The organism is Pseudomonas sp. B22(2017) (genome assembly GCF_002113105.1).
Taxonomy (GTDB): domain Bacteria; phylum Pseudomonadota; class Gammaproteobacteria; order Pseudomonadales; family Pseudomonadaceae; genus Aquipseudomonas; species Aquipseudomonas asiatica.
The window spans coordinates 366,681-388,382 of the sequence record NZ_NEJN01000004.1 but is presented as its reverse complement, the minus strand read 5'-3'; the positions used below and the strand labels follow the sequence as shown (position 1 = coordinate 388,382).

General features: G+C 64.1%; 20 protein-coding genes. 13 read left to right on the top strand and 7 right to left on the bottom strand.

All coding sequences use genetic code 11. The features are described 5' to 3' along the window. Positions 1-290: 290 nt before the first annotated feature. On the top strand, positions 291-767 hold the full coding sequence (locus CAG18_RS12145) for an Lrp/AsnC family transcriptional regulator (protein WP_003249795.1): 477 nt from the start codon (positions 291-293) through the stop codon (positions 765-767). Positions 768-821: 54 nt separating this feature from the next. Then, positions 822-1,025 (top strand): DUF2788 domain-containing protein, encoded by a 204-nt coding sequence (locus tag CAG18_RS12140; RefSeq protein ID WP_013974331.1) that lies wholly within the window; start codon positions 822-824, stop codon positions 1,023-1,025. A gap of 136 nt (positions 1,026-1,161) precedes the next feature. On the opposite strand, the gene CAG18_RS12135 is transcribed toward CAG18_RS12140, so the two are convergent. The 4 genes from CAG18_RS12135 to CAG18_RS12120 form a co-directional block, all read right to left on the bottom strand. Beyond that, positions 1,162-1,800 carry a pseudouridine synthase gene (locus CAG18_RS12135; protein ID WP_085720949.1) on the bottom strand — a complete coding sequence of 213 codons (639 nt, stop codon included), beginning with the start codon at positions 1,798-1,800 and terminating at the stop codon, positions 1,162-1,164. 6 nt (positions 1,801-1,806) lie between these two features. Next, complete coding sequence (gene amn / locus CAG18_RS12130) at positions 1,807-3,270, bottom strand: AMP nucleosidase (RefSeq protein WP_015271928.1); 1,464 nt, start codon at positions 3,268-3,270, stop codon at positions 1,807-1,809. Between the two features lie 215 nt (positions 3,271-3,485). Then, on the bottom strand, positions 3,486-5,138 hold the full coding sequence (locus tag CAG18_RS12125) for an acyl-CoA dehydrogenase family protein (RefSeq protein ID WP_054573600.1): 1,653 nt from the start codon (positions 5,136-5,138) through the stop codon (positions 3,486-3,488). 156 nt (positions 5,139-5,294) lie between these two features. Further along, on the bottom strand, positions 5,295-7,283 hold the full coding sequence (locus CAG18_RS12120; protein WP_085720948.1) for a hybrid sensor histidine kinase/response regulator: 1,989 nt from the start codon (positions 7,281-7,283) through the stop codon (positions 5,295-5,297). Positions 7,284-7,548: 265 nt separating this feature from the next. Here CAG18_RS12120 and CAG18_RS12115 point away from each other — a divergent pair, with 265 nt between their 5' ends. The 4 genes from CAG18_RS12115 to CAG18_RS12100 all read left to right on the top strand — a co-directional run bounded on the left by CAG18_RS12115 (position 7,549) and on the right by CAG18_RS12100 (position 11,117). Then, positions 7,549-8,346 carry a hydroxymethylpyrimidine/phosphomethylpyrimidine kinase gene (locus CAG18_RS12115; protein WP_015271931.1) on the top strand — a complete coding sequence of 266 codons (798 nt, stop codon included), beginning with the start codon at positions 7,549-7,551 and terminating at the stop codon, positions 8,344-8,346. Between the two features lie 13 nt (positions 8,347-8,359). Then, positions 8,360-8,983: a thiamine phosphate synthase gene (gene thiE / locus CAG18_RS12110; RefSeq protein WP_085720947.1), complete on the top strand. Its 624-nt coding sequence runs from the start codon at positions 8,360-8,362 to the stop codon at positions 8,981-8,983. Positions 8,984-8,998: 15 nt separating this feature from the next. Then, the gene (gene hemL, locus CAG18_RS12105; protein ID WP_013974339.1) at positions 8,999-10,282 is read left to right on the top strand and encodes a glutamate-1-semialdehyde 2,1-aminomutase; all 1,284 of its coding nucleotides are present in this window, start codon (positions 8,999-9,001) and stop codon (positions 10,280-10,282) included. 289 nt (positions 10,283-10,571) lie between these two features. Further along, the gene (locus CAG18_RS12100) at positions 10,572-11,117 is read left to right on the top strand and encodes a tetratricopeptide repeat protein (RefSeq protein WP_003257587.1); all 546 of its coding nucleotides are present in this window, start codon (positions 10,572-10,574) and stop codon (positions 11,115-11,117) included. 3 nt (positions 11,118-11,120) lie between these two features. On the opposite strand, the gene CAG18_RS12095 is transcribed toward CAG18_RS12100, so the two are convergent. Next, positions 11,121-11,447: a DUF1820 family protein gene (locus CAG18_RS12095; RefSeq protein WP_013974341.1), complete on the bottom strand. Its 327-nt coding sequence runs from the start codon at positions 11,445-11,447 to the stop codon at positions 11,121-11,123. A 276-nt stretch (positions 11,448-11,723) separates the two neighbouring features. On the opposite strand from CAG18_RS12095, the gene CAG18_RS12090 reads away from it, so the two are divergent. From CAG18_RS12090 to lnt, 4 genes are read left to right on the top strand one after another with little or no spacing between them, the layout of a single operon-like run. Continuing rightward, positions 11,724-12,722 (top strand): PhoH family protein, encoded by a 999-nt coding sequence (locus CAG18_RS12090; RefSeq protein WP_013974342.1) that lies wholly within the window; start codon positions 11,724-11,726, stop codon positions 12,720-12,722. Continuing rightward, positions 12,715-13,188 (top strand): rRNA maturation RNase YbeY, encoded by a 474-nt coding sequence (gene ybeY / locus CAG18_RS12085; RefSeq protein ID WP_013974343.1) that lies wholly within the window; start codon positions 12,715-12,717, stop codon positions 13,186-13,188. Before CAG18_RS12090 ends, ybeY begins: the two co-directional genes overlap by 8 nt. A 25-nt stretch (positions 13,189-13,213) precedes the next feature. Further along, the gene (locus CAG18_RS12080) at positions 13,214-14,053 is read left to right on the top strand and encodes an HlyC/CorC family transporter (protein WP_003257584.1); all 840 of its coding nucleotides are present in this window, start codon (positions 13,214-13,216) and stop codon (positions 14,051-14,053) included. Positions 14,054-14,061: 8 nt separating this feature from the next. After that, entirely contained in the window at positions 14,062-15,579 is a 1,518-nt protein-coding gene (gene lnt / locus CAG18_RS12075) for an apolipoprotein N-acyltransferase (protein WP_085720946.1), read from the top strand. 155 nt (positions 15,580-15,734) lie between these two features. On the opposite strand, the gene CAG18_RS12070 is transcribed toward lnt, so the two are convergent. Beyond that, positions 15,735-16,496 (bottom strand): YdcF family protein, encoded by a 762-nt coding sequence (locus tag CAG18_RS12070; RefSeq protein WP_039613559.1) that lies wholly within the window; start codon positions 16,494-16,496, stop codon positions 15,735-15,737. 135 nt (positions 16,497-16,631) lie between these two features. Further along, positions 16,632-16,946: a hypothetical protein gene (locus tag CAG18_RS12065; RefSeq protein ID WP_003257582.1), complete on the bottom strand. Its 315-nt coding sequence runs from the start codon at positions 16,944-16,946 to the stop codon at positions 16,632-16,634. 227 nt (positions 16,947-17,173) lie between these two features. Between CAG18_RS12065 and leuS the strand changes: the two genes are divergently transcribed. From leuS to holA, 3 genes are read left to right on the top strand one after another with little or no spacing between them, the layout of a single operon-like run. Beyond that, on the top strand, positions 17,174-19,780 hold the full coding sequence (gene leuS, locus CAG18_RS12060; protein ID WP_085720945.1) for a leucine--tRNA ligase: 2,607 nt from the start codon (positions 17,174-17,176) through the stop codon (positions 19,778-19,780). Between the two features lie 60 nt (positions 19,781-19,840). Then, positions 19,841-20,446: an LPS assembly lipoprotein LptE gene (lptE, locus tag CAG18_RS12055; RefSeq protein WP_003257580.1), complete on the top strand. Its 606-nt coding sequence runs from the start codon at positions 19,841-19,843 to the stop codon at positions 20,444-20,446. Between the two features lie 39 nt (positions 20,447-20,485). Next, positions 20,486-21,523 carry a DNA polymerase III subunit delta gene (gene holA, locus CAG18_RS12050; protein WP_039613557.1) on the top strand — a complete coding sequence of 346 codons (1,038 nt, stop codon included), beginning with the start codon at positions 20,486-20,488 and terminating at the stop codon, positions 21,521-21,523. Positions 21,524-21,702: the final 179 nt, after the last annotated feature.

Below are 21,702 nucleotides of genomic sequence, written 5' to 3'. Positions count from 1 at the left end.
CCCTTCAGGAATTGTCGTCCGTGCTCGGCACTTGTGGCGCCGGCTCACCTCACACCGTCTTCTGGAAGGTGTGTAGCCCGGGGGCCTGCAGATCCTGTTGGATGGCTGGCCGCGACCGCCCGCCTAGGGCGCGTCGCCGTGGACTGATGTCCGGGCAGTGATTCTGTGGATAAAGATACCGGACAGGTTGCGGCAGATGATTGCGAAGATTGCTCAGATAAATAGCACTTGCGCAATTTTTAACCCTGGATTGATAATTCATCGCAATCTGAACAGAAAAGGCATAACCCATGAGCAAACTTGACCGCTACGACCTGAGTATCCTCGCCGAATTGCAGCGCGATGCGCGCATTTCCAACCAGGAACTGGCCGAACGCATCGGCCTGTCGCCTTCGCCATGCTCTCGTCGGGTCAAGCAACTGGAGGACGATGGCTACATCTCGCGCCAGGTAGCCCTGCTCGACCGCAAGAAGCTGGGCCTGAGCCTGACTGCCTACGTGCTGATCGGCATGGACCGCCACACCCCGGAACGTTTCGAAACCTTCGAGGCGGCCATCCGCAACCTGCCACAGGTGCTCGAGTGCAGCCTGGTCACCGGCATGGATGCCGACTACCAGCTGAAGGTGGTGGTGCCCGACATGGACCACTACCAGAAACTGCTGCTAGGCAGCCTGACCCGCATTGAAGGCGTCACCAGCGTGCGTTCGAGCTTCGTGCTGAACCAGGTGCTGGCCAGCACCGAGCTGCCCTTGACCCACCTGCGTTAATTGCCTGCGCCAGCAGGCGTATAATCGGACGCTCAACCCGCCTGGAGAACACCGATGGATCCCGCCGTATTCGAAGAGTGGATGATGATCATCCTGGTCACCGTGTTGATCGGTTTCATGGGTTTCATCGTCTGGGACCTGGCGAAAAAGTCCAAGGCCGGGCGGTTCGGGACGCTGATCCTGTTCTTCGTACTGGGGCTGGGGGTGTTGGCCTTTATCATCAAGAGCGTGGTGGTGGGGTTTCTCGAAGGGGTGTAAGGCTCAAGAAAGCCGGGAGCGCTTTGCGCTCCTTTCGCGACACAAGGCCGCTCCTACAGGGATCGCACAATGCCTGAGTTCGCGCTGCACCTGTAGGAGCGGCCTTGTGTCGCGATGGGCTGCAAAGCGGCCCCCGCTAGCGCTGCAACTTCGCCGGGACTTCGCGCCAGCAGCCCTGTTCCAACCCATCCAGCGCCCAGTCGCCAATCCGCACCCGCACCAGGCGCAAGGTCGGCAACCCCACCGCCGCCGTCATCCTCCGCACCTGGCGGTTACGCCCTTCGCGAATAACCAGCTCCAGCCAGCTGGTCGGCACGCTCTTGCGAAAACGCACCGGCGGGTTGCGCGGCCACAGCTCGGGCTCGTCCAGGTGCCGCGCCTCGGCCGGCAAGGTCGGCCCATCGTTCAGTTCCACGCCATCGCGCAAGCGCTGCAACTGCTCCTCGCTCGGCTCCCCCTCCACCTGAACCCAGTAAGTCTTGGCCAGCTTGTGCTTCGGGTCGGCAATGCGCGCCTGCAGGCCGCCATCGTTGGTCAGCAGCAACAGGCCTTCACTGTCGCGGTCCAGCCGCCCGGCCGGGTACACGCCGGGGATGTCGATGTAGTCCTTGAGCGTCGCGCGCCCGTCGCCGTCGCTGAACTGGGTCAGCACGTCGAACGGTTTGTTGAACAGGATCAGGCGCGGCTCGGCCGGTGGCGCCTTGGGCTGGCGACGTGGGCCGGTGGCCGGCCGCGCCTGGGGGCGGCGCGGCTTGGAACGGGGTGGCAGTGACATGGATCCTCAGCGGAACGGCGGCTCATCAAAGCTGCGCAGTTTACGCGAGTGCAGCGAGTTGAGCTCGGTGCGCAGCAGGTCCAGGGCGGCAATGCCGATCTTCAGATGCTGGCTGACCGCCCGGTTATAGAAGGCGTTGGCCGAACCCGGCAGCTTGATCTCGCTGTGCAGCGGCTTGTCGGACACACACAGCAAGGTGCCGTACGGCACGCGCAAGCGGTAACCCTGGGCGGCAATGGTACCGCTTTCCATGTCCACCGCCACGGCACGCGACAGGTTGATCAGCGGCCGCTCCTGGGCCCAGCGCAGCTCCCAGTTGCGGTCGTCGTAGGTCAGCACAGTGCCGGTGCGCAGGCGCTTCTTCAGCTGTTCACCACGCTCGCCGGTTACCTGCGCAGCGGCTTCCTGCAAGGCCAACTGCACCTCGGCCAGGGCCGGAATCGGAATGTTCGGCGGCACTACCCGGTCGAGAATACCGTCACGGCGCATGTAGGCGTGTGCCAGCACATAATCTCCGATGGTCTGCGACTGCCGCAGGCCGCCGCAGTGGCCGATCATCAGCCAGCAGTGCGGGCGCAGCACCGCCAGGTGGTCGGTGATGTTCTTGGCATTGGACGGGCCGACGCCGATGTTGACCAGCGTGACGCCGTCGCCATCAGCGGCGATCAGGTGGTACGCCGGCATCTGGTAGCGGTGCCAGACCACGCTTGCTACCAGGGCCTGGGTTTCACCGTGGTCCATGCCCTTTTCGATCACCACGTTGCCCGGCAGCACCATGCGCACGAAGCGTGGGTCGTCACGCAACTGGTCGAGGCCGTGGCTGATGAACTGGTCGACATAGCGGTGATAGTTGGTCAACAGGATCCATGGCTGCACATGGCGCCAGTCGCTGCCGGTGTAGTGCACCAGACGGCGCAGCGAGAAGTCGACCCGCGCGGCATCGAACAGCGCCAGCGGCAGAGTCTCGGCACTGCCCCAGTCATACAGGCCGTCGGCGATGTTGTCGGTCGCAGCCGACAGGTCGGTGCTGGGGAACACCCGCGCCAGCTGCGCGGCGGTGATGCCGCTGCCGGCCAGTTCGTCGCCCTGGTCGACCACGTAGGGGTAAGGGATGTTCTGTTCACTGACGCCGACCTCTACCGTGACGGTGTAGTCGTGCATCAGCGGGCGCAGTTGCTCCAGCAGGTAGCCACGAAAAGCAGCAGGCTGGGTGATGGTGACGCTGTAGGTACCGGCCACCTGGACCTTGGCGTAGGCCCGCGTGGTGGCGGCGACTTCACCATGGCTGTAATAGGTCAGGCGCAGCGCCGGGTAGCGGAACAGGTCGCGCTCTTCGGCGCCCGGCTCGGTACGGTCCTTCAGGTAACGCTTGAGGGCCTGGCTAAGGGCCCCGGTGGCCTGGTCATGCAGGGCCGCCAGACGGTCGACGGCCTGTTCGGGGGTATCAACGACTACAAAAGCTTGGCTCACACTGTGCTTCCTGTCTGGACATGCATGTGAACCATCTTGCCTGCCTTCTTGGCTAAATACACCCCCATTGATCGGTGTTAATCAGCAGGCCTGCGCTGGTCCCTGTAGGAGCGGCCTTGTGTCGCGATAGGGCTGCAAAGCAGCCCCGGCAATTTGTGCATCTGCGCTGATCCCCTGGGGCTGCTTCGCAGCCCTATCGCGACACAAGGCCGCTCCTACAGGTCCTGTGTTGGCGTAGCCCTGGCCACCAATGCCTCCACATCCACACCCCGCGGCAACGCCCCGTACACGCGCCCGCCCCCCGTCAAGCGGCTGTCGATAAACGCATCACTGACCACCGCATTGCCCGCCTCCAGCAGCAGCTTGGCCTGCAGCGCCAGGGCAATATCCTCGGTCAGCTGCCGCGCGCGGTACTGCATGTCGCCAGTGTCGGCAAACGCCCCCTTGAGGTTGCCGATGTGCGCCGCCAGGCGCGGGTCCCCGTGCCCATCGCCCAGCTCGGCAAACAGCGCATCGAGCACCCCCGGCTCCTTGGACAAGGCCCGCAGCACGTCCAGGCACTGCACATTGCCCGAGCCTTCCCAGGTGGAGTTGACCGGCGCTTCGCGGTACAGCCGTGGCAGGATGCTGTCTTCCACATAACCCGCCCCGCCCAGGCACTCGGCGGCCTCGTTGATCATGGCCGGGGCGCGCTTGCAGATCCAGTACTTGCCCACCGCCGTGACCAGCCGGGCGAAATGCGCCTGCTGCGGGTCTTCCAGCTGCTCCAGCGCCTGCCCCATGCGCAGGCTCAGGGCCAGCGCGGCCTCGCTTTCCAACGCCAGGTCGGCCAGCACGTTCTGCATCAACGGCTGCTCGCTCAGCAGCCGCCCGCCGACCTTGCGGTGCGCGCAATGGTGGGTCGCCTGGGTCAGCGCCTGGCGCATCAGGGCGCTGGAGCCGACCATGCAGTCGAAGCGGGTCATGGCCACCATTTCGATGATGGTCGGCACGCCCCGCCCTTCTTCCCCGACCATCCAAGCCAGGGCACCGCGGAATTCCACCTCGCTGGAGGCGTTGGAACTGTTGCCCAGCTTGTTCTTCAGGCGCTGGATATAGAACTGGTTGCGGCTGTCATCCGGGCGGTGACGCGGCAGCAGGAAGCAGCTCAGGCCTTTTTCGGTCTGGGCCAGGGTCAGGAAGGCATCGCACATCGGCGCCGAGCAGAACCACTTGTGCCCAACCAGTTCGTAGGCCTGGCCCGGGCCTGCGGCGCCGACTGGATAAGCCCGGGTGGTGTTGGCGCGTACATCGGTGCCGCCCTGCTTCTCGGTCATGGCCATGCCCAGGGTGACTCCGGCCTTGTGACGGTCGCCGACGTTACGCGGGTCGTACTCGCAGGCGAGGATTTTCGGCAGCCAGTATTCGGCCAGTTCGGGTTGCAGCCGCAGCGCTGGCACGGCGGCGAAGGTCATGGTCAGCGGGCAGCCGGTACCGGCCTCGGCCTGGCTGTGCAGGTAGGTCATCGAAGCCCGCGCCACATGGGCGCCTGGGCGGGGTTCGGCCCATGGCAGCGACGGCAGGCCGTGCTCGACGGCGGTGCGCATCAGTTCGTGGTAGGCGGGGTGGAACTCGACCAGGTCGATGCGATGGCCGTAGCGGTCGTGGCTACTGAACTCCGGCTTGTGCGCATTGGCCAGAAAGCCCGCCTGCATCAGCGGGCCGCCGGCCAGGGCACCGTAGGCATCGATCCGCGATTCGGCCCAACCCGCACCGAAACGCCGCGACCATTCCTGTAGCGGAAGGTCGAGACGGTACAGGTTGGCACCGTCGAGGGGCGGTGGCTGGTTGGTGACTTCGTGGGTTTCAGCGTACTGGTGCAGGTTCATCGGGGGCTCCTGGATCCGGGTAGCTTGAGAGCCCCAGTGAAGCACTCCCCGTGGGTCAGTCAAAGTGACATTAATGACTAAACATGTGGTGGGGGGCGCATATGTTGAGGATGCAGCGGGGATGAGAGGTGTTTGCCACAACCAAATGCCATGCCTTCACAGCGACTGCCGCGCCTGCAGTATGTGCGGGCTCATCTGCACCTGCGCAATAGCCATGTTCAAACTCAACTCGAAGCGGCTGCCCAACCCCCGCGTCGATTCATGCGACAACTTCGCCCCCAGCAACTCCCCCATCTGCCGACAAATCGACAAACCAATCCCCAGCCCGCCATAACGCCGGGTCATCGAGCCATCGACCTGGAAGAAGCGCTGGTACAGGGTCGCCTGATCGAGATCATCGAAGCCGATACCGCTGTCGCTGACCATGAAGGTCAGCGACAGGTCGTCCGGCCCCACCCGGCGCCCGCGCACCTGGATCATCACCCCGCCCTGGTGGGTGAACTTCAAACCGTTGTCCACCAGGCACCCCAGGCAGCGGGCCAGCTTCTGAGCATCGCCCTGCAACCCGTCCGGCACATCGGCCGGGATGTCCAGGCTCAGGTACAAGCCTTTGCCCAAAGCCTGCCCGGCATAACCGGCACGTACGCCCTGCAGCAGGTCACGCAGGCTGAATGGCGCCGGCTGCGCGCGCAGGCGGCCGGCCTGTAGTTCGGAGAGGGTAAGTATGGCATCGACCATATCCATCATGCCCTGGGCCGAGCCCACCGCCGTGCGGTGGTACTGGGCCATCTCGGCCTCCATCGGCAGGGTATGCATCAGCTCCAGCGAGCCGATAACGCCATTCATCGGCGTGCGCAGCTCATGGGTAACGCTGGCCAGGAATTCGTCTTTCAGCCGGTTGCTCCTGGCCAGTTGCAGGTTCAGTTGCTCCAGCGTGCGCCCGGTTTCACGCAAGGCCTGCGCCTGCTGCTCGCGCAGGCTGTTGATGCGGTCAGCCAGCGCCAGCGACAGCAAGGCAACCTCGAGCGCCGACCCCAGCTGGCTGGCATACATGGTGATGAACACGTTCGGCAGGTAGCCCAACACCATCAGGGTGTTGACCAGCCCACCGAGCAGGAACGCAGTCCAGGCGATGATGAACCAGCGTGCCACGCGCAAGCCACGCCACCAGGCATACAGCCCGGCAGCGAAGATGCTCACGGTAAACAGCAACGCCAGCACCGTGGCCATGCGCAAAGCGACACCGTAGCGCATGGTCACCGCCAGCACCATGACCAGCGCGCCCCCCAGCATCAGCAACTGCAGCAGCCGATCGAAAGCACGGCTGATGCTGCCAAGTTGAAGGAAATGCCGGGCGAACTGGCAACCGAACAGGCCTGCGGAACCGATGAACAATGGCGTCGAGGCATTTGCCCACCAAGGGCTGTCCGGCCAGAAGTAGGCCACACCGGCGCCATTAACCGACACCTGGTAAAAGCCGAACGAGGCGATATAGAGGATGTAGTAGAGGTAGCTGACGTCGCGCACGCTGAGGTAGATGAACAGGTTGTACACCAGCATCACCAGCAACACGCCGTAGATCATCCCCAGCACATACAGGCGCGTGGGCTGCTCCTCCATGTAGGCCTGGGCAGACCAAAGCGCCAGCGGCGCCTGCACCGAGCCCTGGCTGTGCAGGCGCAGGTAGGCGGTGGTCACCTGGCCAGGCTGCAGCTGCAGTTCGAACAGATAGTTGTTCTGCAGTATTTGACGGCTGTGGTAGGGCAAGGCGTCGCCGGTGCGCCGGGCCAGGCGGTAACTGCCGCTGCCGTCGGGCAGGTAGAGCTCGAGGTGATCCAGCGGCGGGTAGGCCAACTCCAGCAGCCATTGCCGTGGGGCGGCGTCAGGCGCGGCGACAGGGCGCAGTTCGACCTTGAGCCAGAACACCGAGGTGGAATAACCGGCGTTCAACACGTCTTTGTGGTGGGGGCGAAAATGCTTGGCGAAATCAGGGGCACTGACCTGGGTGATGCTGGCACTGCCATCGGGGTCTTCATAAACCTGCATGGCCTTGCCCAGCGGAAGATGCCGGGTAGCTGCGTCGAAATCGACTGCCCCGGCCAGCACGGGCAGCAAGCCCAGAAGCACAATCAGCAAATAGCGCATACAGCCCCAGCATGGCCTGTCCAGTCGAGTCGCGGTTGCCTCCCATCCGTTTGAGACGACACGATCCGGCAGAACCCGTTTGTAGAGTTATCCGAGCACTCTAGCATAGCTTCGCAAGCTGGCAATCGACCATATCCAATCACAAAGAAAAGGCTCTAAATCAATACTTTCAGAAATTAAACCGGCAAAAATCTGACCTTATGATCAACAAAACTCGTTTGTAGGACGATCCGCCCAAACAGGATTGGTGGTAAGCTCGCCGACCATGAATATCTACAGCTCCCGCCCCGTTGTCCTCTGTCTCTCCGGCCACGACCCCAGTGGCGGCGCCGGCCTGCAGGCAGATATCGAAGCCCTGATCGCCCAAGGCTGTCACGCCGCACCCGCAGTGACCGCCCTGACCGTGCAGGATACCGTCAACGTTTCCGACTTCCGCGTGCTCGACCGCGAGTGGGTGCTGGCCCAGGCCAACGCCGTGCTGGCCGACTCTACGGTGGCCGCCGTCAAGCTCGGCATGCTCGGTTCGATCGAAATGGTCGACACCGTCGCCGAACTGCTGGCCGCCCACCCGCACCTGCCACTGGTCTGCGACCCAGTGCTGCGTGCCGGTGGTGGTGGCCGCCTGGGCAAGGACGAAGTGGGCTACGCCCTGCGCGAACGCCTGCTGCCGCTGGCGACCATCGCCACGCCGAACCTGCCCGAAGCCCGCATCCTTGCCGAACTGCCCGAAGGCACTGCCGACGAGTGTGCCGAGAAACTGTTGCCGTTCTGTAGACACCTGCTGATTACCGGCGGTCACGGCGACGAAGACGAAATTCACAACCGCCTGTACAGCCGCGACGGCCAGCACCACACCTGGACCTGCCAGCGCCTGCCGGGCAGCTACCACGGTTCGGGCTGCACCCTGGCCAGTGCCCTGGCCGGCCGCCTGGCCCTTGGCGAGCAGCTGGAAAGCGCCGTCCGCAGCGCCCTGGACTACACCTGGCGCACCCTGCGTGACGCCGAACAGCTGGGCAAGGGCCAGTTCGTGCCGCGCCGCCTGCCGCTGGATTTCTGCTCCTGACACGAGGCCTCCAATGAAGCTACGCGGTCTGTACGCCATCACCGACAGCCAGCTGCTCGCTGGCCGTTTCCTGTCCCATGTCGAGGCGGCACTCGAAGGCGGCGTATGCCTGCTGCAGTACCGCGACAAAAGTGACGACGCGGCACGCCGCCTGCGCGAAGCTGAAGGGCTTATGCAGCTCTGCGAGCGCTACGGCACTCAGCTGATCATCAACGACGACGCCGAACTGGCCTCGCGCCTGGGCGTCGGCGTGCACCTGGGCCAGACCGACGGCCCGCTGACCCCGGCCCGCGCATTGCTCGGCCGCCAGGCGATCATCGGTTCCACCTGCCACGCCAGCCTCGAGCTGGCCGCGCAGGCTGCCAGCGAAGGCGCCAGCTACGTGGCCTTTGGCCGCTTCTTCAATTCCGTCACCAAGCCGGGTGCACCCGCTGCCAACATCGAACTGCTGGAGCAGGCCCGCGCCCAGGTGAAACTGCCGATCGCGGTGATCGGCGGCATTACCCTCGACAACGCCGCCCCGCTGGTCGCCCATGGCGCCGACCTGCTGGCGGTGATCCACGGCCTGTTCGGTGCCGACAGCGCGCAGGAAGTCACCCGCCGCGCCCGCGCCTTCAACGCCTTGTTCGCATCCTGATTCGAGAGAACCCCCATGTCCCGTTCCGAAGCCCTGTTCGCCCAAGCCCAGAAGCACATCCCCGGTGGCGTCAACTCACCGGTCCGCGCTTTCAAGAGCGTTGGCGGCACGCCGCTGTTCTTCAAGCATGCCGAAGGCGCCTACGTCGTTGACGAGGATGACAAGCGCTACGTCGACTACGTCGGCTCCTGGGGCCCGATGATCCTCGGCCACGGCCACCCGGAGGTACTGGACTCGGTACGCAGGCAGCTGGAGCACGGCCTGTCCTATGGCGCCCCGACCGCCATGGAAACCGAGATGGCCGACCTGGTCTGCTCGCTGGTGCCATCCATGGAGATGGTGCGCATGGTCAGCTCGGGCACCGAAGCCACCATGAGCGCCATCCGCCTGGCCCGTGGCTACACCGGCCGTGACGCCATCATCAAGTTCGAAGGCTGCTACCACGGCCACTCCGACAGCCTGCTGGTAAAAGCCGGCTCCGGCCTGCTGACCCAGGGCGTGCCAAGCTCGGCGGGCGTGCCGGCGGACTTCGCCAAGCACACCCTGACCCTGCCGTTCAACGACATAGCCGCCGTCGAGAAAACCCTGGCCGAAGTCGGCCAGACCGTAGCCTGCATCATCGTCGAGCCGGTAGCCGGCAACATGAACTGCGTACCGCCGGCGCCAGGCTTCCTCGAAGGCCTGCGCGAGCAGTGCGACAAGCACGGCGTGGTGTTGATCTTTGACGAAGTGATGACCGGTTTCCGCGTTTCGCTCGGCGGCGCCCAGGGCCACTACGGCATCAAGCCGGACCTGTCGACCTTCGGCAAGATCGTCGGCGGCGGCATGCCGGTCGGCTGCTTCGGCGGCAAGCGTGAAATCATGGGCTGCATCGCCCCGCTCGGCCCGGTCTACCAGGCCGGTACCCTATCGGGTAACCCGCTGGCCATGGCCGCCGGCCTGACCACCCTGAAGCTGATCAGCCGCCCGGGCTTCCACGCCGAGCTGACCGACTACACCAGCCGCATGCTCGACGGCCTGCAACAGCGCGCCGATGCCGCTGGCGTGCCGTTCGTCACCACCCAGGCCGGTGCCATGTTCGGCCTGTACTTCAGCGGTGCCGACGACATCGTCACCTTCGAAGACGTGATGGCCAGCGATGCCGAGCGCTTCAAGCGCTTCTTCCACCTGATGCTCGATGGTGGCGTGTACCTGGCGCCGAGCGCGTTCGAGGCCGGCTTTACCTCCATCGCCCATGGGGACAAGGAGCTGCAGATCACCCTGGATGCGGCTGAAAAGGCTTTTGCAGCCCTGAAATAGCGCGCAGCACCGCGCTTTTGTGGGAGCGGCCTTGTGTCGCGAAAGGGCCGCAAAGCGGCCCCAGCACTTCAGCAGTAATGCACAGATTGCTGGGGCTGCTTCGCAGCCCTTTCGCGACACAAGGCCGCTCCCACAGAGGCCGGCACAGGCAACAAATACCCATGCACAATCAGCTGACTTCCCCAACCAAGCAGAAAATCGAGTAAAACTTTGTAAGGTTGGCGCTGCTTATCCCATAATGTGCCACCAGAGACATTGGCCGCAGCTTTGCAGAGGTAAGTCGATCCCCATGAACCGCACCGGCCGCGCCCTGACCCTGGGCTGCCTGTTGCTTCTTCAGCCCCTGCTGGCCCTGGCGGAGGGCGGTAACTCGTTGCTGATTCCGGCGACGGGCCGCTGCACCTTGAATGTCCAGCCTGAAGACCTGGCAAACGCCCTCAAGGCTTGTGAGCAGACGGCAACGGCGGGGGATGCCCAGGCGCAATTCGAACTGGGCGAGTACTACTACACGCAAACGCCGAAAAACCTGGGCAAAGCCCTGAACTGGTTCGAAAAGGCCTCGCTGCAAGGCCATGCCGAGGCCCAGTATCGCCTGGGCGCCATGTTCTTCCGTGGCGAAGGGGTCAAGGCCAACAATGTGCAGGCCTACATCCTGCTGAAGATGGCCGCGGTCAACGGCGCCGAGGATGCGCTGGACATGGCCGACGAAGTGACCGAGCAAATGCCCCGCGACGAGCTGGAGCATGCCACCCAGGTGCTCGGCCAGATCTTCCGCAAGTACCTGCTGGAACTGCAGAACGCCGAAGGGCGCACGCCGTTCTCGCCACTCCCCTGAGGGTTACTTTTCCGGCATCGGCATGGGGAACGGCATCACGTTGCCGCCACCCTTGGCTTCGCTGATCTTCGCCGTACCCAGGCGCTCCACCTCGTCTATGCGCACGATCGAGTGCATCGGCACGAAACTGCGGATCACCCCATCGAACTGGCTCTTGAGCTTCTCCTCGCTCGGGTCCACCACCAGCTGCGAACGCTCGCCGAACACGAACTCCTCGATTTCCAGGAACCCCCACAGGTCGCTCTGGTAGATCTGCTTGGCATACATCTCGAAGACCTGCCCCTGGTTGAGGAAGATCACTTTATAGATGGCAGGTTCGCGTTTGCTCATGTTCGTCGGGATAACACATGCGTAAGAAAAGGCGGGCATCATAGCAGACAGGTTTGCTGATCTGTGTTGCCTGTCCCGGCCTGATCGCCGGCAAGCCAGCTCCCACAGGTACTGCGCAAGCTTCAGGCCTGTGCAGTATCTGTGGGAGCCCGGCTTGCCGGCGATAGGGCCGGAACAGGCCATACATACCGTTGAACGTTTCAGTGCTTTCGCCACTGCCATTCAAGGGTTATTCTTGAGTTCACATCCATTGCCGTCGAGCGGCTAAAAACGACCTTGAACGCACCCATACAACCCCATCGCTTCATCCTCGAACCCTTCGAGGCCCACCGTTTCGCCAACTTGTGCGGCCAGTTCGACGAGCACCTGCGCCTGATCGAACAGCGCCTGGCCATCGAGATCCGCAACCGCGGCAATCAGTTCGAACTGATCGGCGAACCCAAGACCACCTCCGCTGCCGAACAACTGCTGCGCCGTCTCTACCGCGAGACAAAGGCCAGCGACCTGTCGCCGGAAACCGTGCATCTGTACCTGCAGGAATCGACCGTCGAGAACATCGACAACCCGGCCGTCAACGAGGTCAGCGTGTCGCTGCGCACGCGCAAGGGCAACATCCGCCCGCGCGGGGTCAACCAGCAACGCTACGTCAAGGAAATCCTGGCCAACGACATCAACTTCGGCATCGGCCCGGCCGGTACCGGCAAGACCTACCTGGCCGTGGCCTGCGCCGTGGACGCGCTGGAACGCGAACAGGTGCGCCGGATCCTGCTGGTGCGACCTGCGGTAGAGGCGGGCGAAAAGCTCGGCTTCCTGCCCGGCGACCTGGCCCAGAAGATCGACCCGTACCTGCGCCCGCTGTACGACGCCCTGTACGAAATGCTCGGCTTCGAACACGTGGCCAAGCTGATCGAGCGCCAGGTGATCGAGATCGCCCCGCTGGCCTACATGCGTGGCCGCACCCTGAACAACAGCTTCATCATCCTCGACGAGAGCCAGAACACCACGCTGGAACAGATGAAGATGTTCCTCACCCGTATCGGCTTTGGCTCCACCGCGGTCATCACCGGTGACATCACCCAGGTCGACCTGCCCCGTGGCACCAAGTCAGGTCTGGCACACGTCATCGAGGTGCTGAAGGACGTTCCGGGGATCAGCTTCACCCACTTCCAACCCAAAGATGTGGTTCGTCACCCACTGGTGCAGCGCATTGTCGAGGCCTACGACCGCTTCGATGCCCGCCAGGCCAAGCCCGAGGCGCCCGGCAAAGATGCTTGAACTCGATATTCAACGGGCCACGGATGCTGCCGCCCCGGATGACACCGCCTTTCGCCGCTGGTGCGAACTGGCCCTGCGCCAGCGCAGCGCCGATTCGGAAATGACCATTCGCCTGGTCGACGAAGCCGAAGGCCGCGAGCTGAACCACACCTACCGGCACAAGGACTACGCGACCAATGTGCTGTCGTTCCCGGCCGACGTCCCCGACGACCTGCTCGATATCCCGTTGCTGGGCGACCTGGTGATCTGCGTGCCAGTGGTCGAGCGCGAAGCCGCCGATCAAGGCAAGTCGCTGGAAGCGCACTGGGCACACCTGGTCATACACGGTTGCCTGCACCTGCTCGGCTACGACCACATCGAGGATGAGGAAGCCGAGGAAATGGAAGGCCTGGAACGGGAATTGCTGGCAGAACTGGGTCATCCCGACCCGTACGCCGACGATGAAACCGACACCATCACACACTGAAACACGAAGGATCACGAGAACCGCCATGAGCGAAGATCGATCGAGCAACGGGCAGAAGTCCTGGCTGGGTAAACTGACCCAGGCTTTTGCCCATGAGCCGAAAAACCGCCAGCAACTCCTTGAACTGCTGCGCGAAGCCCATCAGAACAAACTGCTGGACAGCGAAGCGCTGACCATCGTCGAAGGCGCCATCCAGGTGGCCGACCTGCAGGTTCGCGACATCATGGTGCCGCGTTCGCAGATGATCAGCATCAAGGCCAGCCAGTCGCCTCGCGAGTTCCTGCCGGCGGTGATCGACGCCGCGCACTCGCGCTACCCGGTGATCGGCGAAAGCCACGACGATGTGCTCGGGATCCTGCTCGCCAAGGACCTGCTGCCGCTGATCCTCAAGGAGAATGGCGACAGCTTCAACATCAAGGACCTGCTGCGCCCGGCCACTTTCGTGCCCGAGTCCAAGCGACTGAACGTGCTGCTGCGCGAGTTCCGCGCCAACCATAACCACATGGCCATCGTCATCGACGAGTACGGCGGCGTGGCCGGCCTGGTCACCATCGAGGACGTGCTGGAGCAGATCGTCGGCGACATCGAGGACGAGCACGACGTCGAGGAAGACAGCTACATCAAACCGCTGCCCAGCGGCGACTTCCTGGTCAAGGCGCTTACCCCGATCGAAAACTTCAACGAGTTCTTCGACAGCGAATTCTCCGATGACGAGTTCGACACCGTCGGCGGCCTGGTAATGAGCGCCTTCGGTCACCTGCCCAAGCGCAACGAGACCACCGAGATCGGCCCTTACAAGTTCCGTATTCTCAATGCCGACAGCCGGCGGATACACTTGCTGCGCCTGACACCGATCACCCGTTAAGGACAAACATGCGTTGGATCACCCGCCCCGGCTGGCCCGGTAACCTGCTGGCCCTGGCGGCCGGTGCCTCCACCCTCCTGGCCCTGGCGCCTTTCGACATCTGGCCCTTGGCCGTGTTGTCCATCGCCCTGCTCTACCTCGGCCTGCGCGAGCTCAGCCCGCGCCAGGCCATGTGGCGCGGCTGGTGGTTCGGCTTCGGCCTGTACGGTGCCGGTACCTGGTGGATCTACGTCAGCATGAACACCTACGGCGGTGCCTCGCCGCTGCTGGCGATCCTGCTGCTGCTGGCCTTCTTCGCCGCCCTGGCCTGGTTCTTCGCCCTGCCCACCTGGCTGTGGGCACGCTGGCTGCGCCGCACCGAAGCACCACTGGCCGACGCCTTGTGCTTTGCCGCCCTGTGGCTGCTGCAAGAGGCCTTCCGCGGCTGGTTCCTGACCGGCTTCCCCTGGCTCTACGCCGGCTACAGCCAGCTGGACGGCCCGCTGGCCGGCCTGGCACCGCTGGGTGGCGTGTGGCTGATTTCCTTCGCACTGGCCCTGACCGCTGCCCTGCTGTGCAATGTGCACCGCCTGCGCGCCCGCCCCTCGTTCCTCGCGGTGGGCTGCCTGCTGTTGCTGGCCCCGTGGGTGCTGGGCCTGGCGCTCAAGGGCCATGCCTGGACCAAGCCGGCGGGCGACCCACTGAAAGTGGCGGCCATCCAGGGCAACGTCGAGCAGGACCTGAAATGGGACCCGGCGCACATCGATGCGCAGCTGGCGCTGTACCGTGACCTGAGCTTCAGTTCCAGGCCGGTAGACCTGCTGGTGTGGCCGGAAACCGCGGTCCCGGTGCTCAAGGACCAGGCCCAAGGCTATATCGACGTGATGGGCCGGTTTGCCGCCGAGCGGCATTCGGCGCTGATTACCGGCGTACCGGTGCGTGAAGTGGTGCATCACCAGCGCCGCTACTACAACGGCATCACCGTCACTGGTGAAGGCGATGGCACCTACCTCAAGCAGAAGCTGGTGCCTTTTGGCGAGTATGTGCCGCTGCAGGACATGCTGCGTGGCCTGATCGAGTTCTTCAACTTGCCCATGTCGGACTTCGCCCGCGGGCCGGAAGACCAGCCGCTGCTGCAGGCAAAGGGCTACCAGATTGCGCCTTACATCTGCTACGAGGTGGTCTATCCCGAATTCGCCGCAGGCCTGGCGTCCCGCAGCGACCTGCTGCTGACCATCAGCAACGACACCTGGTTCGGTACCTCGATCGGCCCGTTGCAGCACCTGCAGATGGCACAGATGCGCGCGCTGGAAGCCGGGCGCTGGATGATCCGCGCCACCAACAATGGCGTGACCGCGCTGATCGACCCGTTTGGCCGCATTACCACGCAGGTACCGCAGTTCCAGCAGGCGGTGCTGTATGGCGAGGTGGTGCCGATGCAGAAGCTGACGCCGTACCTGCAATGGCGGTCGTGGCCGCTGGCGATTGTCTGTGCATTGCTGCTGGGTTGGGCGTTGCTGGCAGGCCGTATAGCCAAGACTGTTTAACCAGGCGACGCAGATCACTGTAGGAGCGGCCTTGTGTCGCGATAGGGCCGCAAAGCGGCCCCGGCATTCCCGGCATAGAAGCTGAAATCTGGGGCTGCCATGCAGCCCATCGCGACACAAGGCCGCTCCTACAAGGGATCGCGTAAGCCGGTAAATCAGTAGAACAGCCGATACCCCACCAACCCGGCCACTTCATTGAGCAACTGCCCGCTCTGCCACATCGCCCGGCTCTCCGGCAGCAACCCGCCGAACGGCCGCGCATGATCGCGCCCGAGGAACCCGACTGGCGCCGGCACCACCTCGAACCCCGCCTGCTCGAAGCTCCAGCGCGAGCGCTGCATGTGCCAGGCCTGGGTCACCACGACCACCCGGCGCATCCCCAACGGCTGCAACACCTTGGCCGTTAGCCGGGCATTCTCCCAGGTCGTGCGGCTGCCCTCCTCCCGCCATTTCACCTCGACACCGAAATCTTCACGCAGGCGATCAGCCATCAACCGCGCCTCGCTCGGCGGCGTGCCATAGTGCAACCCGCCACTGGTCAGCACCGGCAAGCCCGAAGCCTTGGCCAGCCGCGCGGCGAAGCGCATGCGCTCCAGCGCCGTGGCCGTGGGCTGGTCGCTACCACCCCAGGCCGGGTCACCTCGCTCACGCCCCGCGCCCAGCAGCACGATGGCATCCGCCCGGCTTGCCAGGCCGGCCCAATCGCTTACCGCCAGCGGCGCTTCCGTCTCCAGCGCACGGGCGGTTTCCTGCACCACCAGCGGCAGGCTCATCAGCCACAGGCCACCAAGGCCCACGGCAAAACACAGCGCTGCCAGCCTGGGCCGGCGGCGACGCAGCCACCACGCCACAAGCAGCAGCAGGAACAGGACGCCTGGCGGCATCAGCCATTGTTTGACGAAGAATCGGATCGGCATTGGCCACACCTCCTTGGCAGGCGTGCAGCCTAGAAGGATCGACGCCGGTCAACAAGGGTGTGGCCGGCGCCAATCGTGAGCTGTGCAAAATTTAAGAACCGGCGCGCGATTGCCTGCGCCTGGCGTCCTGAACGGCTAGCGATGCGGCAGCGTCCTGGATCTCGCCGTGCTGGCGGGGCGTTTCTTGTCCTTGAGCCAGATGATCTTGGCCGATGTCGGCTCCGCTTGTGGGTAACTGCCGACACAGGCATTGTGGCGCTCCGGGAGGGAATCCAGGTAGGCCTTGATCAGTTCGAACTCTGCGTGGCTCAGGCCACGCAACTCCAGCTCGGCTGGCATTTCGTCGCGCAATCGCACCGAGGTCCTGGCCACTTCCAGCGCCAGGCCAAGCCGGTCGATCAGGCGTTCGTATAGCTCCGGTCTGATTGCGGGTAGCTGCGTCTCTCCCATCCGTTCACCTCATTGAAGATAAGAATATCTCCCCCCACACCTGAGCTTAGCGTCGTTGAAAAAAGCAGCCGTGTGCCGCGACCAGCGGGCATTCGCAACGAAGGTTTCCCACGATGCGCGGCGCTGCTGTATGCTACGGCGTTCACTCTAAACGACACCGGAGTGCCGGACGCAGCGAGGTTCCGCTGCCTGGAACAAGGTCTCTTCCCTCTCAGCAAAAAGTAGCCATGCACGAACAATACACGCCCCGTGATATCGAAGCCGCCGCCCAGAAGTTCTGGGACGAGCAACAATCGTTCGCTGTTACCGAACAGCCAGGCAAGGACACCTACTACTGCCTGTCGATGTTCCCGTACCCGAGCGGCAAGCTACACATGGGCCACGTGCGCAACTACACCATCGGTGACGTGATTGCCCGCTACCAGCGCATGCTGGGCAAGAACGTCCTGCAGCCGATGGGCTGGGACGCATTCGGTATGCCCGCGGAAAACGCGGCGATGAAGAACAACGTCGCCCCGGCCAAGTGGACGTACGAAAACATCGACTACATGAAGACCCAGCTCAAGAGCCTGGGCCTGGCCATCGACTGGGCACGTGAAGTCACCACCTGCAAGCCCGACTACTACCGCTGGGAGCAGTGGCTGTTCACCCGCCTGTTCGAGAAAGGCATCATCTACCGCAAGAACGGTACCGTGAACTGGGACCCGGCGGACCAGACCGTACTGGCCAACGAGCAGGTCATCGACGGCCGTGGCTGGCGTTCGGGCGCGCTGATCGAGAAGCGCGAAATCCCGATGTACTACTTCCGCATCACCGACTACGCCGACGAGCTGCTGGAAAGCCTCGACGAGCTGCCGGGCTGGCCTGAGCAGGTCAAGACCATGCAGCGCAACTGGATCGGCAAGTCGCGCGGCATGGAAGTGCAGTTCCCGTACGACCTGGCCAGCATCGGCCACGAAGGCACCCTCAAGGTCTTCACCACCCGCCCCGACACGCTGATGGGCGCCACCTACGTCGCCGTCGCCGCCGAACACCCGCTGGCCACCCAGGCCGCCCAGGGCAATCCGGCGCTGCAGGCGTTCATCGACGAGTGCAAGAGCGGCAGCGTTGCCGAAGCCGACATGGCCACCCAGGAGAAGAAGGGCATGGCCACTTCCCTGCTGGTCGAGCACCCGCTGACCGGCGAGAAGCTGCCGGTATGGGTCGCCAACTACGTGCTGATGCACTACGGCGATGGCGCCGTCATGGCCGTGCCGGCCCACGATGAGCGCGACTTCGAGTTCGCCCACAAGTACAACCTGCCAGTCAAGGCCGTGGTGCGCACCAGCGCTGGCGACGAAGTCGGCAGCGAGTGGCTGGCCGCCTATGGCGAGCACGGCCAACTGATCAACTCCGGCGAATTCGACGGCCTGGACTTCGCCGGTGCCTTCGACGCCATCGAAGCCGCCCTGATCCGCAAGGAGCTGGGCAAATCGCGTACCCAGTTCCGCCTGCGTGACTGGGGTATCAGCCGCCAGCGCTACTGGGGCTGCCCGATCCCGATCATCCACTGCCCATCCTGCGGCGACGTACCGGTGCCGGAAGACCAGCTGCCGGTCACCCTGCCGGAGAACGTGGTGCCGGACGGTGCCGGTTCGCCACTGGCGCGCATGCCTGAATTCTACGAGTGCAGCTGCCCGAAATGCGGCACCGCGGCCAAGCGCGAAACCGACACCATGGACACCTTCGTCGAGTCGTCCTGGTACTTCGCCCGCTACGCCTCGCCGAACTACGAAGGTGGCATGGTCGACCCGAAAGCGGCCAACCACTGGCTGCCGGTCGACCAGTACATCGGCGGTATCGAGCACGCCATCCTGCACCTGCTGTACGCGCGCTTCTTCCACAAGCTGATGCGTGACGAAGGCCTGGTCACCTCGAACGAGCCGTTCAAGAACCTGCTGACCCAGGGCATGGTGGTCGCCGAAACCTACTACCGTGTGGCCAGCAACGGCGGCAAGGACTGGTTCAACCCGGCCGATGTCGAGGTCGAGCGTGATGCCAAGGCCAAGATCATTGGCGCCCGCCTGAAGACCGACGGCCTGCCGGTGGAAATCGGTGGCACCGAGAAGATGTCGAAGTCGAAGAACAACGGCGTCGACCCGCAATCGATGATCGACCAGTACGGCGCCGATACCTGCCGCCTGTTCATGATGTTCGCCTCGCCGCCCGACATGAGCCTGGAATGGTCCGACTCCGGCGTCGAAGGCGCCAGCCGCTTCCTGCGCCGCGTCTGGCGCCTGGCCCAGGCTCATGTAGCCCAAGGCCTGCCGGGCAAGCTGGATGTCGCCGCCCTGGACGACGCGCAGAAGGTCATCCGCCGCGCCATCCACGCCGCCATCAAGCAGGCCAGCACCGACGTGGGCCAGTTCCACAAGTTCAACACCGCCATCGCCCAGGTGATGACCGTGATGAACGTGCTGGAAAAGGCCCCGCAGGCCACTGAACAGGACCGTGCCCTGCTGCAGGAAGGCCTGGAGGCCGTCACCCTGCTGCTGGCGCCGATCACCCCGCACATCTCCCACGAGCTGTGGCAACAGCTGGGCCACCAGCAGGCCGTCATCGACGCCAGCTGGCCAGCCGTCGACGAGGCAGCCCTGGTACAGGACACCGTCACCCTGGTGGTGCAGGTCAACGGCAAGCTGCGTGGCCAGGTCGAAATGCCGGCCGCCGCCAGCCGCGAAGAAATCGAAGCCGCCGCGCGCAGCAACGAGAACGTCCTGCGCTTCATCGATGGCCTGACCATCCGCAAGGTCATCGTGGTTCCGGGCAAGCTGGTCAACATCGTCGCCAACTGATGGCAACGCCCGCCCGCAGGCACTGCGGGCGGGCGAACAGGCCCACAAGGGAGCAACAACATGATCAAACGCAATTTGCTGGTAATTGGCCTGGCGGTCATGCTCAGCGCCTGCGGTTTCCAGCTGCGTGGCACCGGCTCCACCGAGCTGAGCGTGAAGGAAATGGACGTAAGCGCACGCAACGCCTACGGCCCGACCGTGGTCCAGCTGCGTGAAGTACTGCAGCGTAGCGGCGTCAACGTGCACGCTGGCGCACCGTACCGACTGGTGCTAACCAACGAGCAGGAGCGCGAGCGCTCGGCGACCTACAACAGTGGCAACCGTACCGCCGAGTACGAGCTGACCACCGTGCTGAACTACAGCATCCAGGGCCTGAACAACCTGGAGCTGATGAGCGACAAGCTGGAAGTGCGCAAGATCTACTTGCGGGACGGCTCGAACATCACCGGCTCCGAACAGGAAGCCAACCGCGCCCGCGAAGAAATGCGTCGCGACCTGGTCAACGCCATGGTCGTTCGCCTGCAGATGCTGACCCCGTCCCAGCTGGACGAGCTGCAGCGTCAAGCCGACGAGCGTGCCAAGGCCGAAGCCGCTGCGCTGGAGGCCGCTCGCCGCCAGCAGGCCGAAACGCCTCAGCAGTCGCCACTGGAAGTACCGGGCAACTAAGCCCGAGCGGGGTACCTTCGGGTACCCCGCCTGTTTCCCATGAAGCTCGCTCCCGCCCAACTCAACAAGCATCTGCAAGGCGCCCTGGCACCGGTCTACGTGGTCAGCGGCGACGACCCGCTGCTGTGCCAGGAAGCCGCCGACGCCATCCGCAACGCCGCGCGCCAGCAGGGCTTCGACGAACGCCAGGTATTCAGTGCCGACGCCAACTTCGACTGGGGCACCCTGCTCCAGGCTGGCGCCAGCCTGTCCCTGTTCGCCCAGCGCCGCCTGCTGGAATTGCGCCTGCCCTCGGGCAAGCCTGGTGACAAGGGCGCTGCTGCGCTGATGGAATACTGCGCCAACCCTGCCGAAGACACCTTGCTGCTGGTCAGCCTGCCCAAGCTCGACGGCAGCGCACAGAAGACCAAGTGGGGCAAGGCGCTGATCGAAGGTGCCCACTGCCAGTTCATCCAGATCTGGCCGGTGGATGTGCACCAGCTGCCGCAGTGGATCAACCAGCGCCTGCAGCAGGCCGGCCTGTCGGCACAGCGTGACGCCGTCGACCTGATTGCCGCGCGCGTGGAAGGCAACCTGCTGGCGGCCGCACAGGAAATCGAAAAGCTCAAGCTGCTTGCCGAGGGCAACCAGATCACCGTGGAGACCGTGCAGGCCGCCGTCGCCGACAGTGCCCGCTTCGATGTCTTCGGCCTGGTCGATGCCATTCTCAACGGCGAAGCTGCGCATGCCTTGCGTATGCTCGAAGGCTTGCGCGGTGAAGGCGTGGAGCCACCAGTGATTCTCTGGGCCCTTGCCCGAGAGCTGCGCCAACTGGCGGGGCTGGCCCAACAGTTCAGCCAAGGTGTACCGCTGGACAAGGCCTTCAGCCAGGCCCGCCCACCGGTCTGGGACAAACGCCGGCCACTGGTCAGCAAGGCCCTGCAGCGCCTGTCGGCGCAGCGTTGGGCGCAGTTGCTGCAGGATGCCCAGCGTATCGATGCACAGATCAAGGGGCAGGCCGAGGGCTCGCCGTGGACCGGCCTGGCGCGCTTGTCGCTGCTGATGGCCGGCCAGCGCCTGACACTCCCGCCCGAGTAAATCGTCCTCCAGACTGCCTCAGTGCCCTGTAGGAGCAGCCTTGTGCTGCGAAGAGGCCATAAGTGCCGAAGAAAGTCTTCTGCCTTACAGACCTCTTCGCAGCACAAGGCTGCTCCTACAAGGGCCCTGCCAAATCCATAAGAACCAGGTATTCGGCCATATACACAATCAATTGGCCC

What these genes read in the sequence shown, in the direction of transcription:
- hemL (WP_013974339.1), top strand. Translation starts at nt 8,999, where the DNA reads ATGTCCCGTTCCGAAGCCCTGTTCGCCCAAGCCCAGAAGCACATCCCC.
- CAG18_RS12095 (WP_013974341.1), bottom strand. Translation starts at nt 11,447, where the DNA reads ATGAGCAAACGCGAACCTGCCATCTATAAAGTGATCTTCCTCAACCAG.
- CAG18_RS12115 (WP_015271931.1), top strand. Translation starts at nt 7,549, where the DNA reads ATGAATATCTACAGCTCCCGCCCCGTTGTCCTCTGTCTCTCCGGCCAC.
- CAG18_RS12125 (WP_054573600.1), bottom strand. Translation starts at nt 5,138, where the DNA reads ATGAACCTGCACCAGTACGCTGAAACCCACGAAGTCACCAACCAGCCA.
- CAG18_RS12080 (WP_003257584.1), top strand. Translation starts at nt 13,214, where the DNA reads ATGAGCGAAGATCGATCGAGCAACGGGCAGAAGTCCTGGCTGGGTAAA.
- lptE (WP_003257580.1), top strand. Translation starts at nt 19,841, where the DNA reads ATGATCAAACGCAATTTGCTGGTAATTGGCCTGGCGGTCATGCTCAGC.
- leuS (WP_085720945.1), top strand. Translation starts at nt 17,174, where the DNA reads ATGCACGAACAATACACGCCCCGTGATATCGAAGCCGCCGCCCAGAAG.
- lnt (WP_085720946.1), top strand. Translation starts at nt 14,062, where the DNA reads ATGCGTTGGATCACCCGCCCCGGCTGGCCCGGTAACCTGCTGGCCCTG.
- thiE (WP_085720947.1), top strand. Translation starts at nt 8,360, where the DNA reads ATGAAGCTACGCGGTCTGTACGCCATCACCGACAGCCAGCTGCTCGCT.
- ybeY (WP_013974343.1), top strand. Translation starts at nt 12,715, where the DNA reads ATGCTTGAACTCGATATTCAACGGGCCACGGATGCTGCCGCCCCGGAT.
- CAG18_RS12140 (WP_013974331.1), top strand. Translation starts at nt 822, where the DNA reads ATGGATCCCGCCGTATTCGAAGAGTGGATGATGATCATCCTGGTCACC.
- CAG18_RS12100 (WP_003257587.1), top strand. Translation starts at nt 10,572, where the DNA reads ATGAACCGCACCGGCCGCGCCCTGACCCTGGGCTGCCTGTTGCTTCTT.
- CAG18_RS12065 (WP_003257582.1), bottom strand. Translation starts at nt 16,946, where the DNA reads ATGGGAGAGACGCAGCTACCCGCAATCAGACCGGAGCTATACGAACGC.
- CAG18_RS12145 (WP_003249795.1), top strand. Translation starts at nt 291, where the DNA reads ATGAGCAAACTTGACCGCTACGACCTGAGTATCCTCGCCGAATTGCAG.
- CAG18_RS12070 (WP_039613559.1), bottom strand. Translation starts at nt 16,496, where the DNA reads ATGCCGATCCGATTCTTCGTCAAACAATGGCTGATGCCGCCAGGCGTC.
- holA (WP_039613557.1), top strand. Translation starts at nt 20,486, where the DNA reads ATGAAGCTCGCTCCCGCCCAACTCAACAAGCATCTGCAAGGCGCCCTG.
- CAG18_RS12135 (WP_085720949.1), bottom strand. Translation starts at nt 1,800, where the DNA reads ATGTCACTGCCACCCCGTTCCAAGCCGCGCCGCCCCCAGGCGCGGCCG.
- CAG18_RS12120 (WP_085720948.1), bottom strand. Translation starts at nt 7,283, where the DNA reads ATGCGCTATTTGCTGATTGTGCTTCTGGGCTTGCTGCCCGTGCTGGCC.